Below are 20,000 nucleotides of genomic sequence, written 5' to 3' on the forward strand. Positions count from 1 at the left end.
GCCGGGTTCGGAAGAGGGACCTTCAGGAGGTCCGCTTCGGAAGTCAGGCGGTCCGCGCTCCGCGAGGAGTCAGGCCGGTGCGAGTGCAAGTCTCGGTCAGCACGGTCCAAACGCGCGCGCCCACGGAGGACGTCGTCCCCTCGTGCCGCTGGTTGTTCCCGCTGCGTCTGACCATGGAGTCCCCATCCTAGCCGCTTCCGCGCGCCGAGGTCAGGGGGCAGGCAACCAGCCCCCCGCTCCACGGTCCCCACCGTGGTGCTCGCGGCCAGGGCTGCCGACATTGAGCGTGTGTGAGCTGTCCCACCACCTTCCGGAGCAACCCATGGCCACCCGCAAGAAGAGCGACACCGCCCACAAGCCCGGCTTCGCCAAGGACCGCGTGGAGCGGGGGCTGGAGGCGGACGACACCAAGCCCCTGTACGCGGACGACGCCAAGCACTCCACCGAGGAGCAGAAGTTCGCCCTCGACAGCGACGGCCCCGTCGGCGGGCCCCGCAACAACCCCCAGAGCGTCCTCGACGACGTCGATGACGAGGAGCGCGAGGAGCGCGGGCGCCTCAAGGCCGAAGCCCGCCAGGAAGAGAACGAGCCCACCCGGGAATGAAAAAGACCGGGGCCCCGACACCCACGTCGGGACCCCGGCTTCAACACCTCGAAGTGAAGCGCTCCGTTACTTGGAAGCAGGCTCCGACGCCGGCGTCTCCACCAGCGTGAGCTTGCCCAGGTTGAGCGGCGTCACCTGCTCCTGGATGACCAGCGGGTCGCCCACGAGCACCACCTGCATGTTGGCGGGGTCCAGGTAGGACTCGGCCACGCGCTGCACCTCCGCGGCGCTGGCGTTCTCCAGTCCCTCCACGGTGCGCTTGAACTCATCCATCGGCCGGCGGTGGAAGTAGAGCTGCGCGGCGCTGCCGCCCAGGCCCTCCACCGTCTCGAAGGCGCCCGGGAACGCGCGGATGAGGCCTTCGCGCGCGGCGGCCAGCTCCTTCTCCGTGATGGGGTTGGACTTGATGCCGGCCAGCTCCTTGATGAACTCGTTGAGCGCCGGGCCCGTCACGTCCTGCCGCACGGCCGCGTACGCGGTGAGCGGTCCCACGCCCAGGCGCGTGCCCAGGTGCGCGTTGGCGCCGTAGCTGTAGCCCTTGTCCTCGCGGATGTTCATGTTGAGCCGGCTGCCGAAGAAGCCGCCGAACACCGTGGTCGCCAGCTCCAGCGGGTACTCGTCCGGGTGGCCAGCGGCGAGGCCGGGACGGCCCACCAGCACCACCGTCTGCTCCAGGCCCGGCTTGGGCACCACGCGCACCTGCTGACGCGGCGGCGCGGGCGGCGCGGGCGGCGGCTTGGGCGCCACGGCCCCGCCCTTCCACCCGCCGAAGTACTTCTTCCCCCACTCCACCGCCTGCTGGAGCGTCACGTCGCCAGTCATGATGAGCGCGGCGGCGCGAGGGCCCGTGTTCTTCGTGTAGAAGTTCTTCGCGTCCGCCAGCGTGAGCGACTCCACCGTCTTCGGCGTACCGCCGGACGTATGGCCATACGGGTGGTCCGCGCCGAACACGGCCTGGTAGTAGGCCTGCTGCGCCAGGAAGTTCGGGTCGCCCATGCGGCGCACCAGCTCACCCAGCTGCTGCTTCTTGCGGCGCTCGAAGGCCTTCGCGTCGAAGGTGGGCCGCAGGACGACGTCCGACAGCAGGCTCATCGCCGCGTCCACGTTGGTCGTGAGCACGCGCGCGCCCACGAAGGCGCCGTCCGGGTCCACCGACAGCGCGGGCGACACGCCCAGGTCCGCGAACGCGTTGTCCAGCGCCACCGTGTCGCGCTTGCCCGCGCCCTCCAGCAGCATCCGGTAGGACAGGTCCGCGATGCCCAGCTTCGCGGCGGGCTCCTGCGACACGCCCGCGGCGAAGGCGATGCCCACGAACACCAGCGGCAATTCCTTGCGCGTGCTGACGATGACGGTGAGGCCGTTGTCCAGCTTCGCCTGCTCGAAGGTGGGCAGCACCAGCTCCGGCGGCTTGCCGGGCTTGGGCTGCTGCTCGCGGAACGCCTCCGCGTCCGGAGCGGGTGTCTGGGTTTGCGGCTGCGCGGCCGGCGCCGTTTCAGCCGGCGTCTCCGCGGGCCTGGTGGTGGCGCAGCCGGCGACGGACAGCGTGAGGAGGGCAGTGAGGATTCGGCGGTGCATGACTAGCGGGCCTCCTTGCCCGGAGCGGAAGACGGCGCGGCCTTGCCGGCGGACGGCACCGCGTGGAGCACGACGCGCGCGTCGGGGCGCAGCACGTCGTTGGCGAACTGCTTCACCGCTTCGGGGGTGACCTCCTGGTAGCGCGCCAGGTCCTGCGCGACGTAGCTGGGCTCGCCCACGAACTGGTTGTAGCTCTGGAGCGTGTCGGACTTGCTGCCGCTGCCGCCCACCGCCTGCAGACCCGCCAGCTGGCGCGTGTCATAGCGGGTGCGCGCGCGGACGATCTCCTCCTGCGTGACGCCGTCCTTGCGGACCTCGTCCAGCACCGCGTCGATCTCCTTCTTCAACTGGTCCGTGGTGACGCCGGGCCGGGCCACCGCCTCGATGGAGAAGACGGACTGCGCACCCTGGCTCTGCTGCACGGCCTCCACGGTCTGCGCCAGTTGCTTGTCCAGCACCAGCCGGCGGAACAGGCGGCTCGCGCGGCCCGTGCCCAGCGCGGTGGCCAGTACGTCCGCCGTCGCGTCTCCGGGCTTCAGGTACGGGGCGGTGAGCCAGGACATGGTGAGCAGGGGCAGCGTGGCCACCTTCTCGTCGTGGCGGATGACCGTCTCGCGCGTGACCTTCACGGGCTTCACGTCCGGACGCTGGGGCTTGGGCCCCGAGGGCAGCGTGGCGAAGTACTTCTCCACCAGCGCCTTGGCCTTCGCGGGGTCGAAGTCGCCCACGATGGCGAGCGTCGCGTTGGCGGGCGCGTACCACTTGCGGAAGAACGCCTTCACGTCATCCACCGTGGCCGCGTCCAGGTCCTTCATGGACCCAATCACGTTGCCGGAGTACGGGTGCGGCGCGGGAAACAGCGCCTGCCACGCCTTCTCCTGCGCCTCGCCGTAGGGCGCCGTCTCCACGCCCTGGCGGCGCTCGTTCTTCACGACCTCCTTCTGCGTCTGGAGGCTCTTCTCCGTGAGCGAGTCCAGCAGGAAGCCCATGCGGTCGCTCTCCAACCACAGCGCCGTCTCCAGCAGGTTGCTGGGCACGGTCTCGTAGTAGTTGGTGCGGTCGAAGCTGGTGGTGCCGTTCAGGTCCGTGGCGCCCGCCTGCTCCAAGAGGCCGATGTGCACGTCGTCCGGCACGTGCTTGGAGCCCTGGAACATCATGTGCTCGAAGAGGTGCGCGAACCCGGTGCGGCCCGGCGTCTCGTCGTAGGCGCCCACGTGGTACCAGACGTTGACGGCCACCACGGGCAGCTTGCGGTCCACGGAGAGGATGACCTCCATGCCGTTGGGCAGCGTGTACTTCTCATACGGGATGGCCAGGTTTTCGCGGCCGGGCTCCAGCGGCTTCGCCTCGGGGGTCTGCGCGAGCGCCGGAAGCCCCACGAACAGGGCCGCTGCGGCGAGGGCCTTCAATCGGGACAAGGTTCCTCCACGGTTCAGGACGTTCTTTCGCGCGCTTAGCACGCGCCCTGGAGCCTGTAAGCCGGAAGGAGACGGGGTGGGCCCGGGGGTGCCGGGTGTTGCTCGCCGTGCGACACTGCGGCCATGAGCCTGGAGGTGCCCCTCTCCCAGCAGGGCCGCTGCGCCGTCCATCCGGACCTGCCTGCTGCGGGCGGCACCTGTTTCCGCTGCGGAAGCTTCATCTGCGCGGACTGCGCCACGTCCGTGCCGGGGCTGGGGGTGCGGCTGTACTGCCAGGCCTGCTCGGTGCGCCCGGAAGTGAACTACCTGGAGGCCCTGCGCCAGCGCTATTGGGGCAAGCGCGATGGATGGGCGTGGGTGGTGGCGGGCATGACGCTGCTGCTCTGCGTGGCCACCGCCGCCGCCCTGGCGGAGTGGGGAGTGCGCGCGACGAAGGAGTCGCTCTTCACGTTCCTGCTGATGTTGCCCATTCCGGTGGGCGTGGCCTTCTTCCTGGGCCAGCGCTGGGCGCGGCACGCCATGCTGGTCACGCCGCTGGTGATGGCCGTGGCGGCGGATTTCCTGCACCGGGATGGGCGCTTTCTCTACGCCCTGTGCGTCAGCCTTGGACTGATCTTCGCGCTGCGCATCCACCGCGACGTGCGCAACCAGCTCTTCTTCCGGCTGCCGGTGCCGTCCGGGGCGCTGAAGCTGCTCTGGAACGAGCGCTTCAACAACCCGATGGCGCGTCAGGCCGCGCGGTTCGGCTTCAGCGCGCTGTTCCTGCCCCTGCTCGCGCCCGTGGCCGTGATTTGCGGCGTGGTGGCGCTGAACCGCGTGGACCTGAAGGCCACGCCGCCCATCGGCCGCCGGGACCAGGCCCTGCTGGGCCTGGTCCTGGGGCTGGTCAGTCCGCTGCTGTGGGGGGGCGTCCTGATGCTGTTGCTGACCGACCGGATCCACTTCTGACCGCGGTGGTCAGAAGGAACGGGTCTGCAGCTTGAGCTGGGTGCGGATGGCGTCGCGCACCTGGTCCCCGGCGCCCTGGCACTCGCCGCCCACCTCGTCCAGGCTCCGCTTGGGGCCCGGCCGGGGCCAGTCCCCGTTCTGGTAGCAGGCGGACAGCGGCGGCCCCTTCAGCCAGCGCTCCTGGTCGAACATCACGCGCAGGGAACCGCCCTCCTCCAGCCTGAGGTCCGAGGCGGCCTCGACGGACATGGCCGTGCCTTCCGGCAGGTCCAGGTCCATGCCCCAGGATGCATCCCCGGCGTGGAGGGTCTGGGCCGTGAAGCCGTTCTCCCCCAACACGAAGTCGATCCGCCGGTAGGTGCCGGGAGGGATCTCCAGCACGAACTCTTCGGAGATCTTTCCGGACGGCAGGTTGATGCCGAACGGACCCGCGAGCGTGACCGTGGCCGGGGAACCTTCGGGCTGCACGCACCCGGTGCCCTTCGGGAGCTGGTCGCGCACGTCGTCGCAGCCGAGCCCCCCGGCCAATTCCAGACGGATGTCGGACACCCGGACGCTGGCGTCCTCCAGATGGAAGCGCATGCCGTCGCCGGACGTGATGTCGGGAGGCGTGGGCGGGGACGTCATGGCCCGGACGCTGGAGGCCGGAACCGCCAGGGAAGACGCGCCCAGCAGGTTCGCGTTCAGCGAGAAGATGAGCCGGGTCTGGGTGCCGGTGTCACAGCCGGACAGCCCCAGGGACATCAAAGACAGACACAGCCAACGTGAGGTCATGGGCATGGGTTCACCGGTAGGAAGCGAGGTGCAGCTTGGTGGTGTCCGGGTCGCTGTCGCAGGCAGACAGACACAGCACGGCGACAGCAAGGCCGGAGGTACGCAACCAGGGGATGGAGGGCATGTCGGAAGCGCTGCGTGAGGGGGAGCGCCTCCGGCCGGGCGTCCCGATGCGCGAGCCCCGAAGGACCCGCGAGGCCCCCAGCATGCCTCAGGAGGGGAAAGGAGAACAGCCATCCCCTCCCCGGACGTCCTGGGGACAAACACTTCAGGACCGCGGGGACAGCCCCATCACCGCGCTGGCTTCGACGTTGCCTCGCATCCGCTCCACGGCGCCCGCGCAGGCCCCCTGGCCCGTCTCCAGCGACAGGCTGTGGCCCGGAAGGGTCAGGTCTCCGGACTCCAGACAGCCCGCCACGGGCACCTCATCGAGCCAGCGGTCCACGAGCAGCCAGCCCAGGAGGACGGAGCCATCCTCCGCCGAGGCGAAGTCGAGCGAGCCTTCTCCTCCCTGGGGCTCGAAGCGGAGGACCGCGTCGGACTGGAAGTCCGCTTCCAGCACGGAGGCCATGTTCCGCCAGCTGAAGCTCGAGCGGGACCTGAAGGTGGGCTGGGTGGGCGTCCCGGGTTCCAGCCTGGCCTCGATACGGGAATAGACGCCCCGGGGGATGCGCAGTCCTCCTGCCTTGACGGGCAACCCCTGCCGCAAGTCCCATTCGAACGGGCCCGCCATGGCCAGCCGGCCCGGCTGATTCTCCGTCGCGTCCTCGCAGGTCATCCGTGGAGACAGCAGGCCTTGCTGGTTGGCGCACCGGATGCCCGGTGGCAATTCCAGACGGAGGTCGGACAGCCTGACGAGCACACTGTCCACATGGAAGGTGAGGCCGTCCGAGGACTCGAAGGCGTACTCGGGAGGCGGCATGGGTTCGCGCGCCGCGCGCACGCGGTTCGAGTGGAGGCTGAACCGCAACGAGTAGCCGTTCGGCTCCTCGCCGCACGCGGACAGGCACAGCACGGCGGCAAGGCTGGAAGCGTAAGACTTGAGCGAAGGGGCCACGAAGCCGAAGCATGCCCGGCGCCCGGGGAAATGGACAGACACCCGCGATGGCGGCGCATGCCAGCGGACAGGCCGGTGCCCACGCTGAGGAGGAACCCCATAGGAGAGACGCCATGGCAACGCAACGAGTGAGCGACGTAATGACATCCGACGTGGAGGTCGTCCGTCCGTCTGATTCCCTGAGGATGGCCGCGGAGAAGATGCGCCTGCTGAACGTGGGCCCCATCCCCGTGTGTGACGGCGACCAGCTGGTGGGCATCGTCACGGACCGGGACATCGTCATCCGCGCGGTGGCGCAGGGACTGGACGCCGAGCGCACCCAGGTGGCCCAGGCGATGACCCGGGGCGTGGAGTTCGTCTACGACGACGACGACCTGACCCAGGCGGCCCAGAAGATGAGGGCTTCGCAGATCCGCCGCATCCTGGTGTTGAACCGGGCCAAGCGGCTGGTGGGCATCCTCTCGCTGGGAGACGTCTCGGCGGAGCTCAGCGACCAGGAGAGCGGCAGGACGCTGGAGGAGGTCTCCGCCCCGTCACAACCGGCACAGCCCTGATGCGGGCTACATGCCGCCGAGCTTCGTCTCCAGCTCCGACAGGTCGCGGTGCACGGCCGCGTCCGTCTCCCGCAGGCCTTCGACCTTGCGCACGGCGGAGATGACGGTGGAGTGGTCCTTGTTGAAGCGCGAGGCGATCTCCGGGAAGGAGCTCTTCGTCAGCTTGCGGCTCAGGTACATGGCCACCTGGCGCGCGTGCGCGAGCGCCTTGTGGCGCCGGTCCTCCTTCAGCGCTTCGACCGTCACCTTGTAGAAGCGGGCGACCTCGCGCTGGATGGCCTCCACGTCCACGGTGCGCTGCGCGGGAAGGATGTCGCGCAGCACCTGGGACGCGAACTCCTCCGTCACCGGCTGCTTCGTGAGGCTGTGCATCGCGGACAGCTTCACGAGCGCGCCTTCCAGCTCGCGCACGTTCTTCTGCACGTGCTTCGCGATGAAGTGCGCCACGGGGTCCGGCAGGTTGAGGCCCTCCTGCTCCGCCTTCTTCTGGAGGATGGCGACGCGCGTCTCGTAGGTGGGCTCGCGGATGTCCGCCATCAGGCCCATGGCGAAGCGGCTGCGCAGGCGGTCCTCCATGCCGGGCACTTCCGCGGGCACCATGTCGCTGGTGAGCACGATGGCCTTGTTGAGGCCGAAGAGCGTCTCGAAGGTGTAGAAGAACTCCTTCTGCGTCTCCTCGCGCTTGCCCAGGAACTGGATGTCGTCGATGAGCAGCACGTCGCACTCTTCACGGAACTTCCGGCGGAAGTCCGTCATGCGGTGCTCGCGCACGCTCTCCACGTACTCGTTCGTGAACTGCTCGCTGGAGAGGTAGACGATGCGCTGGGTGGGGTCCTTCTCCCAGATGTGATTGCCCACCGCCTGGAGCAGGTGCGTCTTGCCCAGGCCGGTGCCGCCGTAGATGTAGAGCGGGTTGTAGTTGTGGCCCGGACGGTGGGCCACGGCCTGCGCGGCGGCGGCGGGGAGCTGGTTGCTGTCCGCGACGACGTAGGTGTCGAAGGTGAAGCGCGGGTTGAGCCGCGCGGGCCGCATCGAGTTCACCTTGACGGTAGGCGTGGGCGGCAGGTCCGCGGACGACGGCGGAGGGCCGACGACGACCTCATAGGCGACGCGGCCCAGGGACGGCTCCAGCCGGGCGATGTGCGTCTCCAGCATGGAACGGTAGTGGTCATCCACCCAGTCACGGAAGAAGCGGTCCGGCACGCCCAGGACCAGGGCGTTCTCGCGCACCTCCATGGGGCGCATCCGCTCCAGCCAGGTGAGGGCGTAGTGCAGCCCCTCCTGACGGATGGCTTCCAGCGTGCGGGTCCAGATGACGCCGGCACTGGGAAGCGAAGGCGAAGGGGCTTGGGCGAGGGCGTTCACTTGGAGGCTCAGAAACGGCGCGGAAGGAGGGAACCCGCGGGCGTTCGGCGGTGCTAACACCCGCTCTCCGGCTGATCAAGGAACCGGCCTGTAGCACGGATCAGCGGGACCCCCTGGCGGGTGGGGATGATCACTCCCGGTGGATCCGTTTTTCCGCCACCGGCGCGAGCCATTCCGGTGGGTTGCGAAGGTGGTCCATGGAGCCACCTGAACGGATCCACCGTGGCATGTCAGCGTGTCATCGGGTGGACGTCCGGGTCCCACCGCGACCTGGGGACATGAGCGCATGGCCATCACCGAGCGCAGGACCGTGTTCGCGACGACGGGGGAGGGTTGGACGTTCGTGCTCCGCCGGTACGAGCCACCGGGGGAGCCCGCGTCTTACGAGTTCTCGGGCTGGTTCCTGGACCCGGCGACGACGAGGCCGGAACTGGAGGAAGCGTTGAGGCTCCGGGGCATTCCCTTCACGAAGGGGACCCACCTGGAGGCCCAGGTCCTCCGTGTGCCGGGCGGCTTCCAGTTCGACTTCCACGCGGAGGTTGAGCGCATCCATGCGCTCTCCGTAGGCCGCGGCTCAGTGCTCGTGTCTCAGCAGGCAGGTCGGCTCGTCGTGTCCCGGCGTGGCGAAGAATCGGAACGACTCCGCGCGAGGCAGCTCGCGGAAGGCGTCTGACTTCACGGCCTGGAGCACGGCCGCGTGCGCGCATTGGAGGGTGCGCACCAGCAGCAGCTTCTTGAGCGGCTCGAACACCGCCAGCTCGCGAAGCGCGTCGTCCTCGGCCAGCTCCACCAGCGTCTCCCCGAGCGAGCCCAGCTCGAAGCCGCCAGAGGTGTCGAAGTTCGTCGCGCCGAACTCCAACACGTTCTCCGTCGCCGTCTCCTCGTAGTGGTAGTCGACGAGCCCCTGTCCCCACACCATCTGCGGCACGTAGGGGCTCACGTCCCCGCCCGCCCAGTAGAGGAGCAGGGCGGACAGCGGCCGGATGCGCGCCGTGCGCACGCCGTCCCGCTCCTCCCAGGCATAGGCCTCCGGATGCAGGTAGCGAGGCTGGCGGTACATCCCGAAGCTCTTCACCAGCCCTACCGTCATCTCGGCGATGAGCGCTTCGTCAATCGCCTCGGCCTCGGCCACCTGCTCGCGGACGAGTGCGAACCCGTCCGCCTGGCGCACCTCCTCCAGCAGTCGAGCCGCGCACGCCGGCAGGTCTCTCAGCTCCACGTCATTCCACATGTGTCCTTACGCCTCTGTACCGCACCGTATTGTTGAGACACTAGATGGGTTGTAATCAAGCCGCCTGCTTGTGCATCAGCTCTCGCCGGGCGGCGGTCAAGGCACCGAGCGTCCGCCGATCTCCGGAAAACGCTCATAGGCCCGCAGGAGTGCTGTCAGGTGCAAGCGGTTTTCCGGGTCGAGCGGAGCATCTGTGAGCCGAACCACCCACCCGCCAGTGGCTGTGCGCCGGGCGCGTGACAGCCACTCGGCATCACGTGAAGGGTCTGGGAACCTGAGGATCTTCGCGGCCTCGGCCGACCAGTAGTTCAGCCAACCCAGGTGGCGTGGAATCTCTGGAGCGGAAATCGCTTCTGGGAGCTTGAGGGCGGGCAGTCCCAGAGGTGGCTTCTCAGGTCCATGTCGCTTCGGGCCTGTTTGATCCGCGATGACCTGCATCACGGATGACGGCGCCAGGAGCCCCCAATAGGCGCGGATACCCTCCGCGACGTGCTCCAGCACATCCGCTGCCACCGCGATGCTGGCTGAGTCCTGAGGCAGCTTTGCATGGACCTGGAGTTGAGGTTGTCTGCCCGGACTCGAACTGGCGGATCTGCGCAGTCCGGAAACCGTCACGGGGTAGTCCTCGTCTCCGTTGCAGATGAGCGGAAACTCTCCTCGTGCCGCTGAGGCCGCGAGCCACGCGTCTCGCTGGGATAGCGCGACGGGCTTTCCTTCCTTGGAGATCTCCCACGCCAGACGCATGCCGGGCATCGCCCGTTCCATGCCTTCAACGACAGCGAGCGTACGGCCGTCGTCCATCGTCAGAGCCGGAGCATGGACATTCAGAATGAAGGCGTCGTGCGGGCCTTCAGGAGTGTTGTAGGAGCGCATGCCGAGGAGAGGAGCAAAAGCAGGATGCAGGCAGGGAGGCGCATGGCCACGTCCGTTCAACCGGCCAGCCACTCGTGGGTCAACAGCGAAGGACCTGGAACGGGCCGGCCCGGCGCCGGGCCCAGGGTCCTTCATCCAGGCCCTCTTCCTTGCCCCGTCCCCCCTTTTCCTACATGATCGCCCGGTCCACCCGGCGCAGGGCTGCACGGTCGGCGCTGGTGATCCTTTCGACCTTACCCACTTTTCCGAGGGGTCGAACGGGCACTTTCCCCCAAGAGTTACGGCAGGTTGAGCACTTGTCTCCTGCCGTGAGGTGAAAGTGGGAGGGGTGGCTACAAGGGGGGCCCAGCGGCATGAATCAGGACCTCCGCAGGCAGCAGAAGCACCCCGTTCTGGCACCTGGTTCAGCGCGTGTCCTACATTAGGTCGAGCAGGGCGCTTCGGGCGCCCTGCGGGAAGCCTCGATTTCGCTCCTCTCGCTTGCAGTGAAGACCCCCTTGCACTGCATGCACACGTAGTCTCCGGTCCACCCAGCCATCCCTGCATTTTCCCGGATGATGCGGGGGGGCTCACACGGCTTCTTGGTCTCGTTGGGCATCAGGGCACTGTAGGGCTGACCCCTGTTTTGAAAATGCACGGTGAGTCCTAGTTGGGGCGGCATAGCCGCAGCGCGCCCCCTGCTCTGCGCGGCCTCATGGACATGGCGCAGAGGGCGGCCCTGGCGTGGTGAGCGTCACCCTCTTCGGTGGGTGACACTCAATCCGGTGCACTGTGGTGCAGTAATGTTGTGCGCTTTAGGCCTACAAGTAGTTTCAATCGGTGCCGTGTGATACAGAGCGCGCCATGACCAACAACGCTCCCAGGACCGGCGCATCACTACCCCGGTACGCCGTGTGGAATAACAAAGGCGGCGTCGGGAAAACTTTCGTCACCTTCGTTGTGGCCGCCGAGTATGCCGAACAGCACCCCGACAAGATCGTCGTGGTCATCGACATGTGCCCGCAGGCGAACGTCAGCGAAATTCTGCTGGGCGGCAACGGAACTGGGTCCGCCCAGCTCTCACGGCTCCTGGCGAATTCTCCGCGCCAGACGGTGGGCGGCTACTTCGACCAGCGGGTGATTCAGCCCCACACGAGGACCGGCACAGAATCGTCCTTCTTGGTCGACGTCGCGCAGATCAACACGAGATTGCCGCGGAACATGAGACTGGTGGCGGGGGATCCGTCGCTCGAAGTTCAGACGCAGGCAATGAACCAGATCGCTGGCCAGACGTTGCCCGCTAGCGCTTGGGCCAACGTTCACCGCTGGCTCCTAGACATGGTAAGTGCGATCTCCACGCAGATGCCCAGCGCAGTCTTTTTCATCGACTGCAACCCGAGCTTCTCCGCGTACACGGAGATCGCCCTTCTTGCTGCGGACCGAATCATTGTTCCCTGTACCGCTGATGGCTCCTCTGCACGAGCCATCGACAACATTGGCCAGCTTCTCTATGGCATTGGAGTGCCTGCCCAGTACCAGGGGGCAAGCTTTGCCGCGCAGGCTAGGCGATACGGAATTACGATCCCCTCTCTCCATCTCATCCCGCTAAACCGAAGCACGCAGTATGACAAGAAGGCTTCAAAGGCGTTTGGTGCCATGTACGGGGAGATTCAGAACCGCGTGGGTAACCTGCGGAACCAGATCCCTGGCAGCTTCTCCCTCGCCAACCCAGCCGCTCTATTCTTAGAAATCCCCGACGCGCACTCCGTCTCCGTCGTTGCCTCCCACGAAGGCATTCCGCTATCGAAGATCACTCTTGGGGCGCACACGGTCCATGGGGTTACTACCCAGGTCAATGATGAGCCCCTTGATCGCTATAGGGTCGCTCTCCGGAAGCTGGTCTCGCTGCTCTAAGCTATCACAATTCGCAAAGGAACAGCGGGCGCGGATCCTGTATCACCATCTTCCATGAGCCTATTTGGGCAGGGATGAAAGCGAATCACCTACCGGGTTGAAGGGGTAGGAGATTGCGGTCATAGGGTAGTGAAGAAGGACAACGGCTGGCGGGTGCCCCCAGCGCGTGCCTGGGGATGAAGGTAGACAGCACCTGTGTATCGACTTGGGATACGCCTACCGGCCTGTGCGCGAACGGCCTAGGCGTATGGCTTCACCCTGCGAGAGTCCAGGCGAGGCCCGAAGCTGCAGCCCTTGCGTCCTCGCCATCGAAAGTTTTCTTTTCGATGGTTTGTCGAGCGGACGCACTCCTGGCTCAACCGCCTTCAGTGATTGCTGGTGCGCTGGGAGAAGCGGCGGACACCTACGTGTCGATGCAGCACTTCGCGCTGGGCATCATCACCTGGTTCCACTCGCTCCTGCCGAAATAGGACCTAAGCTACGTGTCGATGAATTCACAGTGGCTGACCATGACGCTGCGCAAAATTAGCCCATCTACCCGGCCACGAACAGTGATGTGCGCGCCCTTGGCGATTTTGGCCACCCGCTCCAACTGTCCATCGCCGACTTGGCACTGAAGGTTGGTCGGCTCTGAACCACGGGCGGACGATAGGACGAGGTAGATGGAGTCGAACGCGTCCCGGCCAAGGTTCTCGACGTAGCCACTCGTCTGAATGAAGCGGCCCCGGTAGTTGGCATCCGCCCGGAGTTCATTCGCGCCGTACTCCCGAAGCAAGGGGGCAATGTCCACCTGCTTGGGTTCCCCTGCTACCGCAGCGGATTGAGGCCGCTTCCTCGGCGTGTCCTTCAGGTTGAGGACGACGCAGGAGCCGACGTAGCACATGCCCAAGGCGCAGAAGGCGAGGAGGATGTGCCGCGTGGTGAGGAACTGCCGGCGGACGGGCGCGCCGCACTTGGGGCATGTCGCCGCGGCAGTCGCCACGTCGTTGCCGCACTCTCTGCACTTCACCAGCGCCATCACACTCTCCTGGAACGAAAGGCCGCCTCGTTCCACGGCCTTCGAGCCGTGCTCGGCGACACGACATACAAGACACGTCTTTAGTGACGTGGTAGGGTGGTTGTAGGCCCTCCTACGGTCCCGCCGCAAGATGGTGCGGCGCCAGGCCGAAAGAAGACGCCGCCCCGAGCGGGCGGCGCAGTACGAGTCCCCCGTGTACCGAGACCTCCAGCAACGGCTGGCGGCTGCCGTACGTCGTCTGCGTCAGCAGAGGGAATGGACCCAGGAGGAAGCCGCGCACCGCTGCGGGATGACGGTGCGCGTCTATCAGCGCGTTGAGGGAGAAGAGGTCAACCTCACCCTCACCACCATCGCGCGGATCGCCGAAGGCTTTGAGGTGGATCCGGTCGAGTTGTTCAGGGTGGCGAAGGGACGGTAGGCGGCGGCCGGGGCGATAGCTGGGGAGCAGCCTGGTTGGGCTGCTTTCTTGGAGGTCCTTCCGGACGTGCCCTACTTTTCATGCCGGCTCTTTCTGCTGGTGCTGTTGATGGCGGGAACTGCCGCCGCTCAGCCCTCCCCTTCCCCTCGACAGCTTCGGCAGCGCGCCCTCTCGCTACTGGCGAGTCCGGTGGATGCCTCCGTCCAGGTGGCGAAGGGGACTCTCACCACCCTCACGTTCGACTCGCAGCTCCTGCCCAAGAGCGTCGTGGTGCAAGGGCGAGACACCCACTTCGAGCGCTTCGTAGTGGAGGAGCGCACCGTCACCTTCAAGCCCAAGGTGGACTTGGCCGATGACGAGCGGCTTCTCCTCACCGTCCGCTTCGCGGATGGGGCAGCTCCACAGGAGGCCATCTTCGTGCTCGTCCCTGCCGGAGAGCAGGTAGATGCGGCCGTCGAGGTTCTGCGCCGCGCACGCAATGCTGAAGCGCTCCAGCAGGAATTGACGCAGGTACAGGCGCAGCTCTCCGCGCTTCAAGGCAGGTGCGGCGAAGGTGGACCTTCGGGGCTCATTCTCTCCGGACTCCTGGATCCGTCCATCAGCGTGAGGTGGTTCGACACGGCCGCTCCTCCGGGTGATGCCAGAGGGCTCAAACTGGAGAGTGGAGTGACCTATCGGACGAACACGTGGGCAGTCGTCGCTGTCCGCGTGCTCAACCTCGTAGGCCAACGAGCCTGGAGCGCTGGTGCTGTTCGCCTCTTCACCGCGCGTGGCCAGCCTGTCCAGGTGAAGTCCGTACGCATGGAGAAGCCCCTACTCGCTCCGGGTGAGGCGGGTCTTGTGCTCGTGGAAACCGGCGCGCCCGCAGAACAGCCCGCGGAGGAACTGCGCCTTGAATTGGTGGATCCGACGAGTGGCCGGTCGCTGCGCATCAGCGGCGTGTGGCTGCAAACGGCCCGGTAGCTGAGGAAGGACCGAACCATGACGATATCCCCCCTTCATCCTGACCACCTTGCGCCCGGTAATCAGGTTGGCCCCTGGAGGATTCTCGAGCTTCTTGGCGGTGGTGGCGGTGGTCGCCTCTTCAAGGTTGAGCGCGAGGAGCACCCTGGTCAGCCCTTCACGCTGAAGGTGGCATTACGGCCGGCGGGCAAGCAGGAGCAGGATGAGGAAGATGCGGATGGCCGCGTTTCGCGCGAGGCGGCCATCCACATGGCCTACGACACCGGGCTGAAGGTTCATGCCCTGGATCACTGGCTGGGACCGTCCGGCTACCTCTACTTCGTGACGGACTACGTAGAGGGGGAGACCTTCACCGAGTGGTGCTGGCGGGTGAAGCCCACTGCCGCGCGGTTGCTGGAGGTCTTCACCGAAGTGGTGCGGCTTGTCGACAGGCTGCACCGGCGCCAGTTGTGGCACCGGGACTTGAAGGGGACCAACATCCTCATCCGCAAGGAGGATGGGCAGCCGGTCCTCATCGATTTTGGCGTGGCTCGGCAGCCGGGCATGGCCACCCTGACGGTGGGCGTGCCCCCAACATCGCCGCACCTCCTCCCTCCCGAGTCCTTGGCCTTCCTGGCTGAGGACTCTTGGGAAGAGGGAGCCGCCTTCGAACCTGGCCCCGCGGGCGACCTCTACGCCTTGGGGACGCTGCTTTTCGAGGCACTCACTGATGGCTACGCCTTCGACCCGAAGTTGCCCTATGACCAGCTCGTCCTCGCCATCGCGACGAAGGTTCCTTCGGCCCCCCACGTCCTCAATCCGAGTGTGCCGCGAGCGCTGAGCGACATCGCCATGCGACTGCTCGCGAAGCGCCCCGAGGATAGGTACGCCGACGCTGAAGCCCTCCTGCAGGCCCTGTGGGACGCAGCGAAGGAGAAGAGGAAGCCGGAGTGGCAGGTTTCCCTGGAGCAGCCGTTGCCCACCGAGGAGGACACCTCAGAAGGTGAAGAGGTGCATTCGGAGAAGGGACCGCTGGACGAGGAAGAGTCCGAGCCGGACGGCAACAATCCCGCCGTAGCGGCGGCACCAGTTCGGTCCCACAGGCGGCGTGTCGTGGCGCGGGTGGTATGCGGCGTACTGGCGGTTTTTCTGGCCCTGGGGCTGGCGCTCAGCATGCTCGCGCCCCCATCTGAGAAAGGAAGTTCGCTCGTGCCCACCACTACCCTTTCGACCCTTCGTCGTTTCCCCCTGGCCCGGCACGTTGCCGCGCTAGCGTGCGCCACCGCAGGACTCGCCTGCCCGAGCGTGCCCACGCAGCCCGAGACCGACGTTCGTTGTCCAGACGCCGCCACGCAGGCCATGTTCCAGCGGCTCAAGCTTCGTAAGGAACTCAAGGCCGTCATTGACATCAACCAGCCGGGAGATCAGAGCCAGCTCGGCACCTATCGAGATGGCCCTGTTGTTGGACGCATCGTCGGCTACTCCTGGGCGGATCCGGCACTCCCGGAGGGCACGCTGTTGTACGGCCGGCTTTGGACGGGGCCTGGGATTTACGAGGGAGACAAAGAGGCTGTCATCGCTCGCTACACAGAGGCACGCCTTCCTGATGGGAGTGCCTATCCCGTGTGCATTGTGCTTGGTGGCCCGGACGGGCGTGTTCCGAAGCAGCCTGGTTCAAAGCCGGGAGCAGCAGTCCTGCCGCGCGAGCTTCCGGCGGGTCCAGTTTGGCGCTGGCCATGAGCGGCATGTGCTGCTGCCGAGCCCGAACCAATACGTTGGTTCGGGCTCGGGTTCCTTCTAGGCGTTGGCGAATGCAACGGCCATTCGCAGTTGCAGTGCGACGTCCGCCATCGACTGAGGCCGCGACTCCGGGGAGATGTGGGTCATCTTCCTGATGAGGTTGTTGAGCATCCGTGCGCCATGCGTGCTGCCGAGCACGACGTCCTCGGCGATGCCGGTGCCGGTGAGGCCCGGCACTACCATGGGGACTTGGTATCCCTTGATGAGTTCGGCCAACATCATGCCGAGCGAGTAGATGTCGCCGGTCTGGGAGCACTTCCCCGTGTTCCACTGCTCCATGGAGCAGTAGTACTCGGTGCCCATGCAGCCCTGGGTCAGATGCTGGAGGACCTTCGACTCCTTGTGGATAAAGTACCCCAGTCCCCAGTCAGCAATGACAGGCTCATTCTCTTGCGTCAGGAGGATGTTCTCGGGCTTGAGGTCTCGATGGATGAACCTCATCTCGTGGGCGTACGTCATGGCATCAGCGATTTTCGCGATGAAGAGTGCCACCGACGTCCACGAGAACCCCGTCGGATGCGCCGCGAGATGGTTTCGCAGGTTATTGGGGTAAAGCGGCATCATGTAGCAGCGTTCGCCACCGGGCGCGTTCTGCCCCTCGACGGTGACGATGTTGGGGTGGGACATCGTCGCAAGAGCACGAATCTCGCGCTCGAAGCGTTCGCGGGCCTCCGGCCGGGTTTTGAAATTCTCGTTGAGACGCTTGCGGGCAAGCTTGGTTCCAACGGGGAGGTCACTCGCGCTGCTTGCGACGATGGTGATCTCGTCGACATAGCCGAGTCCACCCTGCCCGAGCTTCCTACCCGGGTTGAAGCGGAACTGGCCGGGGAGGAGAAAAGAGAGCTGCGGGCGCGGAGCGACGAAGTTGGTCTTGGGAAAGTTGGTTGACATGGCGCCGGCTCCTAGAAGCTCTTGATGAAGCGTTCGACGCGTTCGTCCGTAGGCTTCGCCAGCACCTGGTTGGACTGGTACCCAGCCGATGCCCCGTTGATGGCGCCCGCTGCCGCGTTCATGCAGAACTGGCCGAGGAGAAGCGCGGCCTGAGCCCACGGATCGCCTCCGGGACCGGAGTGCTGCTCCGCCTTCCGGCCGAGTTCGTTCGCCAGCTCACGGCACTGCCCGACCATCTCGTCCGACTTCGGCAAGTGCATCTCGCTGAAGCTGTGGGTGATGAGGGCCTGGCTCTGCGAGTCGGTCTTCAGGAGCATGTTGGAGGCGCGAGCTCCTCCGAGGCCCCCCAAGGCACCTCCGAGGAGTTCGGCGAAGCTCATTGCCGTGGCCTGGTCGGCAGGCAGATGAGAACCAGCCCGGACCATGCCCGAGAGAGCGCCTGCAGCATCCTGGATGTCCTGGCGCAGCTCGTACCGGACGTTCGCCGGTGCGAGCGTCGCCGGCTGGGCCTGCACCGGCTTCATCACGGACAACGACGTGGGCTGCACGCTCAGGCGCTTCGGCTTCAAAGGCTGCTGCGGTTTCAGCGGCCCGGTGGGCGTCAGCGGCTTCAGGGGCTGCTGCGGCTTCAGCGGCTTACCGGCCGTCATCGACCACGGCGCCACCGGCTTGCGGAAGCGAGGATTGGAGGACGTGTCGTCCACCAGAATCGGGAAGGGCCGACGCCGCGCGTAGATGACCTGCCCCGTGCTCGGGTCGGTGCGCGACCAGCGGAAGATGAGCTTCTTGCCCGGGGGGATGTTCGAGTTGTTGAACTTCATTGTGAGAGTGCTCCAGCGGGCAGACGGGTGCCGATGGCAGGCCTGCCTCGCGTGTAAAGGTGTGGAAATGAAGGACTCCCCCGCCGGAGACATTCACGGCGGGGGCAATACGCAGGACTGCGCCACCACCAAAGAGTGGGGCAGTGTAGGGTGGCGTCAGTGCGCCGGTGCGCGACGCCTACTTCCTGGCGTCGCTGATGGGCACGAGCATCCGGAAGACCTTGGCCTTCTTTGGATAGACGCGCCGGCCGGTCTTCTCGTCCGTCTTCCAGCGGCGGAAGACGTACCGATAGCCCGGCGGCGCGGGCTCATGCTTGCGGGTCGGGTGCATTCGCACTCCTCCTCTGCAAGCGGGCCACTCACCGACTTATGCGTAAGTCCCTGAAGGTGCAGGAAGTTTTACTTAGGTACCGGAGATAGCGACGCGTCTATTGACACGCGAGATCCCCGGGTGTACCTAAATAAAAGAACTGACAACTCGCACTTACTACTTCCTGTCCAAGGAACTTCGGTGAGTAGCTCGCGGGTTAACTCCATTGAGTCTCCATGGTGTTGCACCACCATTGGAGGCTCAGCCTTTTCCTCTTTACAGCAACGGCAACGACTGCCCTGGTAGGGCTCCTCCTAGATAACTGCCGAACCTACCATAAGTCCTGCACGCCTGTCAAGTACCCAGCAGCTCGTCTTTTCTTGAGTTGTAGATCTTGAGGCGGATGAGTGCGGCCTCGCTCGAGACTCGAAACGCGCGCTGAACCATGATGGTGGTGAGGCGCCCCTTCTGCCTCTCCAACTCGGCAAGACCCTTCGCTGGCATGAGCATCGCGCCAGCGAAGCTGTTGGCCTGCCACTCCGTGTCCATGAACAAGGGGTGTTCGCGCGGTTCCCCGCGGTAGAACGCAGCAGCGTTGTGCGACATCAGTGCGCGACGAAGCAGTTCTCCAGGGTGAAGCACTGCGTGCCCCACCTCGTGGTACACAGAGAACCGCGCCCGGTAGTCGTCCTCTTCGAGGCGCCCGTAGGTCTGCTCGGAAAGAGCCACCACGATGACGTTCTTCTCGCGCCAGTAGAGCGACAGCGCCTCGACGCCCTCGGGAACTTTGGAGACTGCAGGATCAAGTCCCACCGTCTTCTTGTCCACCACGACTTTGAAGAGACCCAACCGCTCGAAGACCTGGCACCCAGCAAGTGCCTGAGTCAGCGGCAGTTTGGGGGAGATCTTCGCCCGTACGCCTTCCGCAGCCGTCTCGATGGATCCGTACGACTGGCCCCGATCCGCGCAGTGCCCGCCGCCGCCCTTGTTGAATTTCACTTCGACTTCTCCTTCCGACGGATGATCTTCTGGATGTCTCCCAATTCATCGTCGGACAAGTCGGACCAGCCCCTCATCAGCAGTGCGCCCACTTCCATGGCCTTCGCGCTCGTCGCAACGTTGACGTTCAGCTCGAAGGCCCCTCGAGAAAGGGCGGCGGAAGCCAGCAGCGGCTTGGAATCCACGTCGAGATAATTCGCGACCTTGAGAATCTTCTCCGGCGTAAGCGGGGCTCTCGTTCCCCGCTCCACATCGGAGACGTAGGTGACGGAAACGCCGAGATAGCGGGCGAGGTCTCCCATGGTCTTGCCCGTCTTCAGTCTCTGGGTTCGCATCATCTCTCCGAACGTTTCGCCCATAAGGCGGCTCCTATCTGTCCACTCTAGTATCAGCCGGGCGGCTGAGCTGTCAAGCAGACGAAAACCCCTCCCAGGAATTATTGGGGCCTTTGTTGTAGCAAGAGCGAGGGGTGCATTGCAATACCCCTTCTCCCCTTCCTTCCCCTCCTC

Annotated in this window: 20 protein-coding genes; 7 read left to right on the forward strand and 13 right to left on the reverse strand. The window is 65.8% G+C overall.

The features are described from left to right. Positions 1 to 322 precede the first annotated feature (322 nt). Complete coding sequence (locus tag D7V80_RS18795) at positions 323 to 604, forward strand: hypothetical protein (RefSeq protein WP_120589462.1); 282 nt, start codon at positions 323 to 325, stop codon at positions 602 to 604. A 66-nt stretch (positions 605 to 670) separates the two neighbouring features. On the opposite strand, the gene D7V80_RS18800 is transcribed toward D7V80_RS18795, so the two are convergent. Then, on the reverse strand, positions 671 to 2,179 hold the full coding sequence (locus D7V80_RS18800) for a pitrilysin family protein (RefSeq protein ID WP_120589463.1): 1,509 nt from the start codon (positions 2,177 to 2,179) through the stop codon (positions 671 to 673). A 2-nt stretch (positions 2,180 to 2,181) separates the two neighbouring features. Further along, positions 2,182 to 3,588 (reverse strand): pitrilysin family protein, encoded by a 1,407-nt coding sequence (locus D7V80_RS18805; protein WP_120589464.1) that lies wholly within the window; start codon positions 3,586 to 3,588, stop codon positions 2,182 to 2,184. A 132-nt stretch (positions 3,589 to 3,720) separates the two neighbouring features. Here D7V80_RS18805 and D7V80_RS18810 point away from each other — a divergent pair, with 132 nt between their 5' ends. Beyond that, positions 3,721 to 4,545, forward strand: coding sequence for a hypothetical protein (locus D7V80_RS18810; RefSeq protein WP_120589465.1), 825 nt, complete (start codon positions 3,721 to 3,723; stop codon positions 4,543 to 4,545). A gap of 9 nt (positions 4,546 to 4,554) precedes the next feature. On the opposite strand, the gene D7V80_RS18815 is transcribed toward D7V80_RS18810, so the two are convergent. Next, positions 4,555 to 5,319 (reverse strand): hypothetical protein, encoded by a 765-nt coding sequence (locus tag D7V80_RS18815; protein WP_147447138.1) that lies wholly within the window; start codon positions 5,317 to 5,319, stop codon positions 4,555 to 4,557. Positions 5,320 to 5,587: 268 nt separating this feature from the next. Further along, on the reverse strand, positions 5,588 to 6,376 hold the full coding sequence (locus tag D7V80_RS18820; protein ID WP_147447139.1) for a hypothetical protein: 789 nt from the start codon (positions 6,374 to 6,376) through the stop codon (positions 5,588 to 5,590). A gap of 113 nt (positions 6,377 to 6,489) precedes the next feature. On the opposite strand from D7V80_RS18820, the gene D7V80_RS18825 reads away from it, so the two are divergent. Next, positions 6,490 to 6,930, forward strand: a complete 441-nt coding sequence (locus D7V80_RS18825) for a CBS domain-containing protein (protein ID WP_014392860.1) — start codon at positions 6,490 to 6,492, stop codon at positions 6,928 to 6,930. A 6-nt stretch (positions 6,931 to 6,936) separates the two neighbouring features. On the opposite strand, the gene dnaA is transcribed toward D7V80_RS18825, so the two are convergent. The 3 genes from dnaA to D7V80_RS18840 all read right to left on the reverse strand — a co-directional run bounded on the left by dnaA (position 6,937) and on the right by D7V80_RS18840 (position 10,399). After that, positions 6,937 to 8,295 (reverse strand): chromosomal replication initiator protein DnaA, encoded by a 1,359-nt coding sequence (gene dnaA, locus D7V80_RS18830; protein WP_120589468.1) that lies wholly within the window; start codon positions 8,293 to 8,295, stop codon positions 6,937 to 6,939. 574 nt (positions 8,296 to 8,869) lie between these two features. Beyond that, positions 8,870 to 9,526: a hypothetical protein gene (locus D7V80_RS18835; RefSeq protein WP_120589469.1), complete on the reverse strand. Its 657-nt coding sequence runs from the start codon at positions 9,524 to 9,526 to the stop codon at positions 8,870 to 8,872. 96 nt (positions 9,527 to 9,622) lie between these two features. Beyond that, complete coding sequence (locus D7V80_RS18840) at positions 9,623 to 10,399, reverse strand: DUF5953 family protein (protein ID WP_120589470.1); 777 nt, start codon at positions 10,397 to 10,399, stop codon at positions 9,623 to 9,625. A gap of 843 nt (positions 10,400 to 11,242) precedes the next feature. Here D7V80_RS18840 and D7V80_RS18845 point away from each other — a divergent pair. Continuing rightward, positions 11,243 to 12,292 (forward strand): ParA family protein, encoded by a 1,050-nt coding sequence (locus D7V80_RS18845; RefSeq protein ID WP_120589471.1) that lies wholly within the window; start codon positions 11,243 to 11,245, stop codon positions 12,290 to 12,292. Between the two features lie 478 nt (positions 12,293 to 12,770). On the opposite strand, the gene D7V80_RS42280 is transcribed toward D7V80_RS18845, so the two are convergent. Beyond that, the gene (locus D7V80_RS42280; RefSeq protein WP_199738749.1) at positions 12,771 to 13,310 is read right to left on the reverse strand and encodes a hypothetical protein; all 540 of its coding nucleotides are present in this window, start codon (positions 13,308 to 13,310) and stop codon (positions 12,771 to 12,773) included. 193 nt (positions 13,311 to 13,503) lie between these two features. On the opposite strand from D7V80_RS42280, the gene D7V80_RS18855 reads away from it, so the two are divergent. The 3 genes from D7V80_RS18855 to D7V80_RS18865 all read left to right on the forward strand — a co-directional run bounded on the left by D7V80_RS18855 (position 13,504) and on the right by D7V80_RS18865 (position 16,410). Further along, a complete protein-coding gene (locus D7V80_RS18855; RefSeq protein ID WP_158616660.1) occupies positions 13,504 to 13,728 on the forward strand; it encodes a helix-turn-helix domain-containing protein in 225 nt (74 codons plus the stop codon). Positions 13,729 to 13,827: 99 nt separating this feature from the next. Further along, positions 13,828 to 14,691, forward strand: coding sequence for a DUF2381 family protein (locus D7V80_RS18860; protein WP_255417648.1), 864 nt, complete (start codon positions 13,828 to 13,830; stop codon positions 14,689 to 14,691). 18 nt (positions 14,692 to 14,709) lie between these two features. Next, positions 14,710 to 16,410, forward strand: a complete 1,701-nt coding sequence (locus tag D7V80_RS18865; protein ID WP_120589474.1) for a protein kinase — start codon at positions 14,710 to 14,712, stop codon at positions 16,408 to 16,410. Between the two features lie 57 nt (positions 16,411 to 16,467). Here D7V80_RS18865 and D7V80_RS18870 read toward each other — a convergent pair whose 3' ends face one another. The 5 genes from D7V80_RS18870 to D7V80_RS18880 all read right to left on the reverse strand — a co-directional run. Continuing rightward, complete coding sequence (locus D7V80_RS18870; RefSeq protein WP_158616661.1) at positions 16,468 to 17,361, reverse strand: serine/threonine-protein kinase; 894 nt, start codon at positions 17,359 to 17,361, stop codon at positions 16,468 to 16,470. A gap of 11 nt (positions 17,362 to 17,372) precedes the next feature. Further along, positions 17,373 to 18,182 (reverse strand): hypothetical protein, encoded by an 810-nt coding sequence (locus tag D7V80_RS41835; RefSeq protein WP_158616662.1) that lies wholly within the window; start codon positions 18,180 to 18,182, stop codon positions 17,373 to 17,375. Between the two features lie 178 nt (positions 18,183 to 18,360). Then, on the reverse strand, positions 18,361 to 18,513 hold the full coding sequence (locus D7V80_RS42285) for a hypothetical protein (protein ID WP_199738750.1): 153 nt from the start codon (positions 18,511 to 18,513) through the stop codon (positions 18,361 to 18,363). 333 nt (positions 18,514 to 18,846) lie between these two features. After that, positions 18,847 to 19,491: an ImmA/IrrE family metallo-endopeptidase gene (locus tag D7V80_RS18875; protein WP_158616663.1), complete on the reverse strand. Its 645-nt coding sequence runs from the start codon at positions 19,489 to 19,491 to the stop codon at positions 18,847 to 18,849. After that, a partial coding sequence (locus D7V80_RS18880) for a helix-turn-helix domain-containing protein (RefSeq protein ID WP_233585493.1) occupies positions 19,488 to 20,000 on the reverse strand: 513 nt, incomplete at its 5' end. The genes D7V80_RS18880 and D7V80_RS18875, both read right to left, overlap by 4 nt.

The sequence above is a fragment of the Corallococcus sp. CA054B genome (assembly GCF_003611625.1).
Lineage (GTDB): Bacteria > Myxococcota > Myxococcia > Myxococcales > Myxococcaceae > Corallococcus > Corallococcus coralloides.

Coding starts and splice junctions, on each gene's coding strand:
- D7V80_RS18835 (WP_120589469.1), bottom strand. CDS start 9,526: ATGTGGAATGACGTGGAGCTGAGAGACCTGCCGGCGTGCGCGGCTCGA.
- D7V80_RS18865 (WP_120589474.1), top strand. CDS start 14,710: ATGACGATATCCCCCCTTCATCCTGACCACCTTGCGCCCGGTAATCAG.
- D7V80_RS18795 (WP_120589462.1), top strand. CDS start 323: ATGGCCACCCGCAAGAAGAGCGACACCGCCCACAAGCCCGGCTTCGCC.
- D7V80_RS42285 (WP_199738750.1), bottom strand. CDS start 18,513: ATGCACCCGACCCGCAAGCATGAGCCCGCGCCGCCGGGCTATCGGTAC.
- D7V80_RS18825 (WP_014392860.1), top strand. CDS start 6,490: ATGGCAACGCAACGAGTGAGCGACGTAATGACATCCGACGTGGAGGTC.
- D7V80_RS42280 (WP_199738749.1), bottom strand. CDS start 13,310: ATGGCGCTGGTGAAGTGCAGAGAGTGCGGCAACGACGTGGCGACTGCC.
- D7V80_RS18840 (WP_120589470.1), bottom strand. CDS start 10,399: ATGCGCTCCTACAACACTCCTGAAGGCCCGCACGACGCCTTCATTCTG.
- D7V80_RS18845 (WP_120589471.1), top strand. CDS start 11,243: ATGACCAACAACGCTCCCAGGACCGGCGCATCACTACCCCGGTACGCC.
- D7V80_RS18870 (WP_158616661.1), bottom strand. CDS start 17,361: ATGTCAACCAACTTTCCCAAGACCAACTTCGTCGCTCCGCGCCCGCAG.
- D7V80_RS18815 (WP_147447138.1), bottom strand. CDS start 5,319: ATGACCTCACGTTGGCTGTGTCTGTCTTTGATGTCCCTGGGGCTGTCC.
- D7V80_RS18800 (WP_120589463.1), bottom strand. CDS start 2,179: ATGCACCGCCGAATCCTCACTGCCCTCCTCACGCTGTCCGTCGCCGGC.
- D7V80_RS41835 (WP_158616662.1), bottom strand. CDS start 18,182: ATGAAGTTCAACAACTCGAACATCCCCCCGGGCAAGAAGCTCATCTTC.
- D7V80_RS18810 (WP_120589465.1), top strand. CDS start 3,721: ATGAGCCTGGAGGTGCCCCTCTCCCAGCAGGGCCGCTGCGCCGTCCAT.